This window comes from Bartonella acomydis, from assembly GCF_039543025.1.
In the GTDB taxonomy this organism is placed as follows: Bacteria; Pseudomonadota; Alphaproteobacteria; order Rhizobiales; family Rhizobiaceae; genus Bartonella; species Bartonella acomydis.
Window position 1 is genome coordinate 45959 of sequence record NZ_BAABIY010000011.1, and the last position, 7039, is coordinate 52997.

The window sequence follows — 7039 nt, forward strand, 5'->3', positions numbered from 1 at the left end:
GTATCTGTATGTCTGGAATTCCGCTTCATGGTGATTTAACACTTAAGTGTTAGAATGTGGTTATTATCAGAGTGGGGTTATCCCTCTCCTTAAGAAAATGAAGGTTGTTTAATGCAGGTTACCGAGACGCTTAATGAAGGACTGAAGCGCGAAATTAAGATCGTGGTTCCGGCGAGAGATTTAGAAGAAAGATTGAAAGAACGGTTGGATCATACCAAGGATAAGATCAAACTCAATGGTTTTCGTCCTGGTAAGGTGCCTGCTGGATATTTACGAAAGATGTATGGTAAGTCTTTTATGGCAGAAATTCTCAATGAGATTGTCAGTGATGCCCCCCGTTCTATTTTAGCTGAACGTGATGAACGTTCGGCTATGCAGCCGCAAATTGATATAGCTGAAGACGAACAAATTCTGGATGGCAAAGCCGATTTTGTTTTTAATTTGAAGTATGAAGTTTTACCAACGTTTGAAATTAAGAACTTTGAACATATTGAAATTATCCGTGAAATTGCCACTGTTCCTGAACAAGAGATTGATGATCAAATAAAGCGTATCCTTTCTTCTACACGTAGTTATTCACTGAAGGATGGTCCTTCTGAAGAAGGTGATCGCATTACAATAGACTATCTTGGTAAGCTTGAGGGTGTTCCATTTGAGGGAGGAACGGATAATGATGCGCAATTGATTCTAGGATCGAAGCAATTTATCCCTGGTTTTGAAGAGCAATTGGTTGGTGTAAAAGCGGGTGATAAGAAAACAATTTCTGTTAAATTCCCTGATAATTACAATGCCGTTCATTTAGCCGGTAAGGATGCAGAATTTGATATCACCATTAAAGCTGTTTCTCAATCGGATGAGCTAAAAATTGATGATGAAGCAGCACAAAAAGTTGGTTTAGAATCTTTAGATCGTTTGCGTGAAGTTGTTCGTGGGCAGATTGAAAACCAATATGGCACGATGACACGTCAAAAGATTAAACGTCAAATTCTTGATGCTTTAGATGCTGATTATAATTTTGAGATTCCTGAAGGACTTTTAGAAATTGAATTTAACAATATATGGAATCAGGTGAATGATGATTTGAAAAAGGCTGGACACAGTTTTGAAGATGAAGGTGTTACAGAGGAGCAGGCGCGGGAGGAATATCGTGTGCTTGCACAGCGTCGTGTTCGTCTTGGCTTGGTGCTTTCTGAAATTGGCGTGAAGGTTGGTGTTAAAGTCAGTGAAGATGAATTAAAATCGGCGGTTTTTGATCAGGTTCGCCAGTATCCTGGACAAGAAAAGGAAATTATGGATTTTTTCCGAAATACTCCGGAAGCTGTTGCAAATTTACGTGCTCCAATTTTTGAAGAAAAAGTCATTGATTATTTGCTGGAACGGATAAAAGTTACAGATAAAGAAGTGACGGTTGAAGAGCTAATGAAGGAAGTTGATGAAGAGGATTTGACAAAAAAAAGCCGGCAAAGAAAAAATCTGCAGTGAAAGAAAAAGCTACGGAAAAAGTTCCAGCTAAGAAAAAGGCTTCTAAGAAAGATTAATATTAGCCAGTACAAACAAGCCCGATGAAGTCGGGCTTGTTTATGAGATTTCTATTCTAGGCTTGCACGAAGAGTGTTTTTAGATTAGCCCTCAAGTGTATTTGAAAATATTGATAGTGGATTAGCAATGAGCATCGTTGATACGCGCACTCCTGATTCTAAACGTTTTATTTCTGGAGCGACAGGTGATTGGGAAGTCATTATTGGCATGGAGGTTCATGCACAAATTATATCAAATTCAAAACTTTTTTCAGGCGCGTCAACCAAATTTGGCGCTGGGCCAAACAATCACGTTTCACTTATTGATGCAGCTATGCCTGGTATGCTACCTGTTCTGAATGAGGAATGTGTTCGTCAGGCGGTTCGAACGGGTTTGGGATTAAAAGCACATATTAATTTAAAATCTGTTTTTGATCGTAAGAATTATTTTTATCCAGATTTACCCCAAGGGTATCAAATTTCTCAATTTCGCTATCCAATTGTTGGAGAGGGAAAGATTGTTATATCTGTTGGTCCCGATTCGAATGGTCAATTTGAGGACATTGAAATTGGCATTGAACGATTGCACCTTGAACAAGATGCTGGAAAGTCAATGCATGATCAGCACCCAACGATGTCTTTTGTAGATCTTAACCGTTCTGGTATTGCTCTTATGGAAATTGTTTCTAAACCAGATATGCGCTCTTCAAATGAAGCCAAAGCTTATATGACAAAATTGCGTACAATTGTTCGTTATTTAGGGACTTGTGATGGCAATATGGATGAGGGATCTATGCGGGCTGATGTTAATGTTTCAGTTCGTCGCCCTGGTGAGAGTTTTGGGACGCGTTGTGAAATCAAAAATGTGAATTCTATCCGCTTTATTGGTCAAGCGATTGAGTATGAAGCGCGTCGTCAAATTGCAATTTTAGAAGATGGTGGTGTCATAGATCAAGAAACGCGGCTTTTTGATGCTGCAAAAGGTGAAACGCGTTCTATGCGTTCCAAAGAAGAAGCACATGACTATCGTTATTTTCCTGATCCTGATCTTTTGCCATTGGAATTTGATCAAGCATTTGTGGATTTTTTAGCTGCTGAATTGCCTGAATTGCCTGATGATATAAAGACACGTTTTATCAAGGAGATGGGATTGACGTCATATGATGCTTCTATTCTTGTTACCGAAAAAGCCATTGCTGATTATTTTGAAAAAGTAGCCCATGGGCGTGATGGAAAAATAGTTGCAAATTGGGTGATTAATGATCTTTTGGGCGCTTTAAATAAAGATAATCGTGAGATTGAGGAAACACCAATATCACCAGATCAATTGGGGGAAATTATTGATCTTATGAAAGAAGGGACAATTTCTGGAAAAATCGCTAAAGATCTCTTTGAAATTATTTGGCATGAAGGTGGAGATCCGCGTCAGATTGTAGAAGAACGCAATATGAAGCAGGTGACAGACATAAAAGCTATAGAGAAAGCTGTAGATGAAATTATTGCTAACAATTCTGATAAAGTTGCAAAAGCAAAACAAAAGCCTGCTTTAGCTAGTTGGTTTGTTGGACAAGTTATGAAAACAACAGGTGGAAAGGCAAATCCTCAAACTGTTAATGAATTGGTTAAGAGGAAACTTGGTATAGATTAAGTTAGGGATAGAGGAGAATCCGTAAATGTGATATTTTCACAGTAAATGGATATGGATTTACCTATCAAATAAAACTATGAGTGGTTTTGCCAGTAAAATTCTATTTTCAGTAATTTCAGGTGTTATAAAAAATTTATTTCAGTGATTGGTTTCATGAGCATACTAAATGAATGGAAGAGCAGATGGTTCGTTTTTTAAAGCAAATCTTCACATGGTGGAATGGCAATACGATAAACACACGCTTTTTTACATGGCGCAAAGGTAAGCAGATAGGGGAAGATCAGTTTGGGAATATTTATTATGAGGGAGGGATGCACAAGGATGGTTATCCACGTCGTTGGGTCATTTATAAAGATTATTCTGAAGCTTCTACTATTCCTCCAGGTTGGCATGGCTGGATCCATCATCGTTGTGACTGTCCCCCACCGCAAGAGAACTATTGCCCATATGAGTGGGAAAAGCCCCATATTGCTAATATGACAGGAACAAGCAAAGCTTATCGTCCAAAAGGAGCTATTCCTTATAGTAGTAAGCCTTCTTATGTGCATGAAGATTATGATGCATGGTCGCCTCAAAAATAAAGTGTTTTGGTGTATTTTTTCTTAATTTGTACTATTTTATAAATAGAATTTTTAAAATGCAATTGATTTGATGTGATGAGAGCTTTTTTAGGGTTAGGATTGAGACATTTTTTTTGTCGTTTTTTTATGGGGGTTGTCGTAGTTTTTTCTACAGTTTGTGGAGTGCAGGCTGAGCGTATTAGCAATGGCATTGCTGTTTTTGCTGGTCTTGATAAAATTACTGGTCGGACCACGCGTTTTGAAGTTTCTCTTGGTGAAGCTTATCAATATGGTGCTTTACAGGTGACACCACGAGCGTGTTATACGAGCTCTAAGGATGAGCCAACCCGTACAACTGGTTTTATCGAAGTGAATGAGATGATGCTAGATAAAAAGGTACGACGTATTTTTACAGGATGGATGTTTGCAGATAGTCCTGGTTTGAATGCAGTCGAACATCCTATCTATGACGTGTGGTTAAAAGACTGCAAACAGAATTCTCAGAATCTTTCTGTTCAATGATTTTTGTCTAAGAGGGTGAAAGATAGCTTATTGTTTTTGTTTTATAGTTCTATTTAAAAGCAGCTAAATGCAACTTTTTAAATAAGAGTAGTGAGATGCTGAAAAGAGGAAGAGATTTGTGCCTTTAAAAGGTAAATTGTTTGCTTTGCATATTATATATTTTTCGTAATAATGTGGTTATAAATTTGCTCAACAATAATCATTATTCTTCTACAGAGGAATATACATGAGTTTATGAGATTTTTTCCCATAGGGATAGATCTATTTCTTTTTGATTGAGTCGTATATTTAATAGATGAAACATCAAAACAACATCGTCTCCATAAGGAAAATTTTAGTTAATTGAATAGTTGCGATTTAATGTTGTGGCTTTATGAATGATATTTTAAAGATCCTATTATACAAGTGTCTTCATAGAATAACATTTAAACTTTAGGAGTGGGAAGCGAATGAAGCTAAATTTAAAACTACCTTATTGTTAAAACTGATATATCCCTTTTGTATAAAGAACTATCAATTCACCAGAGAGTATGAGATTTTATATAATGAAAGATGCTAATCAGCAAAATAATGTGTCATTTTTTTCACAACAACCGAAAGAATCGTTATTGAATATTCCATTTATGATAGTGGTTATGATCACACTTTGTTTTTGCATTTATATTATTCCTCAGTATTTTTTTTCTTATACACTCTCTCTTGAAAGTTTTGAGCTTTTTTCATTTACACCAGTGTTATTTAAAACTGAACCCTTAGCATTTTGCTATACGATTATTACGTATTCATTTATGCATGGTAGTTTTCAACATGTTGCTCTTAATATGGCTTGGCTTTTGGTATTTGGAACTCCTTTGGTAAGGCATTTGGGTAGTTTACGCTTTTTATTTTTTTGGATATTAACAGCGATGATCGCTGTATTGACTTACTTTGTATTTCATCACAACAGTGCGGTATCGCTTGTTGGTGCATCAGGTGCAGTATGTGGAATGATGGGTGCCATTATACGTTATGTTTTTCCTCTAAATTATTTGGGAAGCAGTATGCAGAATGATAGATTTTTAGGTCCTCTCTTACCTGTCAAAAAAGTATTACGTTCAAAGAGTGCGCTAGTTTTTGTATGTTTATGGCTGAGTATTGATTTTATCATAGGAATTTTTTCTTCTCTATTTGCAGGAGAGGGAACTGCAATCGCATGGGAGGCACATATTGGTGGCTTTTTTTCTGGCTTTTTGTTAATTCGTTTATTTGATACTTCGCGAAAAAAATTGAAAACTATGATCTAAGATATTTATGGGCTGCATAAAGCGCTATTGTTGCTGCATTTGAAACATTTAATGATTTAATATTTCCAGGCATATCAAGACGCGCTAATGTACAAACGGTTTCACGTGTTTTTTTGCGTAAACCTTTTCCTTCTGCACCTAAAATAAGAGCAATTTTTTTCCCTTTCAATACAGACTCTAGAGAATATTCTCCTTCAGAATCGAGTCCAAAGCTAATAAAACCTGCTTTATGGAGTTCTTGAAGAGCTTCGGCAAGATTTCGTACGGTGATATAATTGATAAGCTCCAAAGCTCCGGATGCAGCTTTAGCAAGAACTCCACTTTCTTGGGGTGAGTGGCGAGAGGTTGTAATAAGTGCACCAGCTTTAAATGCAACTGCAGAGCGCATAATAGCGCCGACATTGTGTGGATCGGTAATTTGATCCATGACGACAACAAGATCGGTATTGGTTAATTCAGACAATTGGCATGGTTTTAAGGATTCAGTTTCTACAACAACTCCTTGATGAACTGCTTCACTTCCAACGAGTGCGTCAAGTTGTTTGGGAGAGCATAATGTCACAGGACAAGGTAATTCTGATTCGGATACATTTAATCGTTTTAAAGCATTAGCTGTAACATAGAGAGAGTTAAAAATTCTTTTTGGGTTTTTTAAAGCAGACTGAACGGTATGGATGCCATAAAGACAGATTTTTCCTTGTTGTAAGGAAGCAATTTTCTTTTTCGGCTGTATGGTAGAGTGAGAAGAAATACTCTTTGCATCTCGATATTGGCGACTTAAACGAGCATAATGAGTATTTTTCGATATTTTTTCTTTCATGGTTTCTTTATAGCGCTTTAAGAGCAAAAATAGATAGAAAAATTTGTGATTTTAAAATTATTAGCAGGAAATTTATAAAGAAATGTATTTATTGTGTTGACAGATACGATAGTAATCGTCATAACCGCCCCGAAACCAGTTTGAATTGAATGGTCAAAATTTGGTTGTCGTGATGCCTCGTCACGCAGCTTTGTCGATGTAATGGAGGGGTGCCCGAGTGGTTAAAGGGGGCGGACTGTAAATCCGTTGCGTATGCTACGTTGGTTCGAATCCAACCCCCTCCACCATTCATCGAAGGAGAGTTAGTGCGTGGGTTATGCGGGTATAGCTCAATGGTAGAGCAGCAGCCTTCCAAGCTGAATACGCGGGTTCGATTCCCGCTACCCGCTCCAAATAGTTGCTGATGATTGGGTTCGTGAGTATGGTGAAAGGTTTTTTCATTATATATTGGGTAGAGGTTTCCGTCTTTAAGAGTTGTAATGATTGGGTTAAGAAAGTGGTCCGGTTTTATACAGTTCTAGGGTCCTGTTCTTGAGTACGAAAAAACAAGAGATTAATAGTGATGGCAAAGAGCAAATTTGAACGTACGAAACCACATGTTAATATAGGCACGATAGGTCACGTTGATCATGGGAAGACCTCATTAACAGCAGCAATTACGAAATATTTTGGTGAATTTAAAGCCTATG

At 37.2% G+C, this 7039-nt stretch carries 6 protein-coding genes, 2 tRNA genes and 1 pseudogene; 8 read left to right on the forward strand and 1 reads right to left on the reverse strand.

Features of this window, described 5'->3' with window-relative positions:
- Positions 1-111: 111 nt before the first annotated feature.
- The 5 genes and pseudogenes from tig (at position 112) to ABD909_RS01810 (ending at position 5530) form a co-directional block, all read left to right on the forward strand.
- Positions 112-1538: pseudogene (gene tig, locus ABD909_RS01790) on the forward strand (trigger factor).
- Positions 1539-1665: 127 nt separating this feature from the next.
- Entirely contained in the window at positions 1666-3165 is a 1500-nt protein-coding gene (gene gatB / locus ABD909_RS01795) for an Asp-tRNA(Asn)/Glu-tRNA(Gln) amidotransferase subunit GatB (protein ID WP_345096257.1), read from the forward strand.
- Between the two features lie 182 nt (positions 3166-3347).
- The gene (locus tag ABD909_RS01800) at positions 3348-3746 is read left to right on the forward strand and encodes an NADH:ubiquinone oxidoreductase subunit NDUFA12 (RefSeq protein WP_345096258.1); all 399 of its coding nucleotides are present in this window, start codon (positions 3348-3350) and stop codon (positions 3744-3746) included.
- Between the two features lie 75 nt (positions 3747-3821).
- The gene (locus ABD909_RS01805; protein ID WP_345096263.1) at positions 3822-4247 is read left to right on the forward strand and encodes a DUF2155 domain-containing protein; all 426 of its coding nucleotides are present in this window, start codon (positions 3822-3824) and stop codon (positions 4245-4247) included.
- A gap of 545 nt (positions 4248-4792) precedes the next feature.
- Positions 4793-5530, forward strand: a complete 738-nt coding sequence (locus tag ABD909_RS01810) for a rhomboid family intramembrane serine protease (protein ID WP_345096259.1) — start codon at positions 4793-4795, stop codon at positions 5528-5530.
- On the opposite strand, the gene ABD909_RS01815 is transcribed toward ABD909_RS01810, so the two are convergent.
- Positions 5520-6350, reverse strand: a complete 831-nt coding sequence (locus tag ABD909_RS01815; RefSeq protein WP_345096260.1) for a TrmH family RNA methyltransferase — start codon at positions 6348-6350, stop codon at positions 5520-5522. The two genes, ABD909_RS01810 and ABD909_RS01815, sit on opposite strands and share 11 nt — an antisense overlap.
- A 203-nt stretch (positions 6351-6553) precedes the next feature.
- Between ABD909_RS01815 and ABD909_RS01820 the strand changes: the two genes are divergently transcribed.
- The 3 genes from ABD909_RS01820 to ABD909_RS01830 all read left to right on the forward strand — a co-directional run.
- Positions 6554-6637 (forward strand) — tRNA-Tyr (locus tag ABD909_RS01820).
- Between the two features lie 31 nt (positions 6638-6668).
- Positions 6669-6742 (forward strand) — tRNA-Gly (locus ABD909_RS01825).
- Positions 6743-6912: 170 nt separating this feature from the next.
- A partial coding sequence (locus tag ABD909_RS01830) for a GTP-binding protein (RefSeq protein ID WP_234924853.1) occupies positions 6913-7039 on the forward strand: 127 nt, incomplete at its 3' end.

Bases quoted from the DNA above. Each gene is read 5' to 3' on its own strand.
- ABD909_RS01810 (WP_345096259.1), top strand. From the start codon at position 4,793: ATGAAAGATGCTAATCAGCAAAATAATGTGTCATTTTTTTCACAACAA.
- gatB (WP_345096257.1), top strand. From the start codon at position 1,666: ATGAGCATCGTTGATACGCGCACTCCTGATTCTAAACGTTTTATTTCT.
- ABD909_RS01815 (WP_345096260.1), bottom strand. From the start codon at position 6,350: ATGAAAGAAAAAATATCGAAAAATACTCATTATGCTCGTTTAAGTCGC.
- ABD909_RS01800 (WP_345096258.1), top strand. From the start codon at position 3,348: ATGGTTCGTTTTTTAAAGCAAATCTTCACATGGTGGAATGGCAATACG.
- ABD909_RS01805 (WP_345096263.1), top strand. From the start codon at position 3,822: ATGAGAGCTTTTTTAGGGTTAGGATTGAGACATTTTTTTTGTCGTTTT.